Source organism: Methylobacterium aquaticum, from assembly GCF_001043915.1.
GTDB lineage: Bacteria > Pseudomonadota > Alphaproteobacteria > Rhizobiales > Beijerinckiaceae > Methylobacterium > Methylobacterium aquaticum.
Window position 1 is genome coordinate 1 of the sequence record NZ_LABX01000438.1, and the last position, 626, is coordinate 626.

Annotated in this window: 1 protein-coding gene; it reads left to right on the forward strand. The window is 72.2% G+C overall.

Features of this window, described 5'->3' with window-relative positions; translation table 11 throughout:
* Positions 1-284: 284 nt before the first annotated feature.
* The coding region (locus VP06_RS33065; RefSeq protein WP_048468067.1) for a DUF1007 family protein at positions 285-626 on the forward strand (342 nt) is incomplete at its 3' end.

Sequence of the window (626 nt, forward strand, 5' to 3'; positions counted from 1 at the left end):
CCACGGAGTGGGGCGGGAGAGGGGACGGCGCTTCCGGAGGGGTCGCGACCTTCATAAGGGACGCTCTCGTGAAGCGTTGCGCTGCCCCTCTGCCGGCTCCTGCTGACGCCAGGGCCACCCTCCCCCGCAGACGGGAAAGGGTTCAAGTGCGCGCTCTCGGATAACGGGCCCATCCCACCGCCCCGCTCCCGCCGCAATGCGGCGGGACCAGTGCGGCACCGGGGGCGCGACGCGCTTCACCATCGCTTCACCACGAGGGGCGAGCGTCGCCGAAGGACATCGTCATGCCGCGCCCCTCCCGTCCGCTCACCCGTGTCCTTCCCGGTCTTCTGCCGGCCGCCCTCGCCGCGGCGACGCCGGCGCTCGCCCATCCGCATGTCTGGATCGCCACCCGGGCCGAGTTCGAGTACGGGCCGGACGGGGCCTTGCGGGCGGTGCGGCACGCCTGGACCTTCGACCCGACCTATTCCGCCTTCGCGCTCCAGGGCCTGGGGCAATCGACGAGCGGGCCGGTGAACCCGGCCGCCCTCGCGGCCCTCGCGCGCGACAATGCCGACAACCTCGCCGAGCAGGGCTACTTCACGCTGCTGAAGATCAATGGCCGCAAGCAGGATCTCGGCACCGCG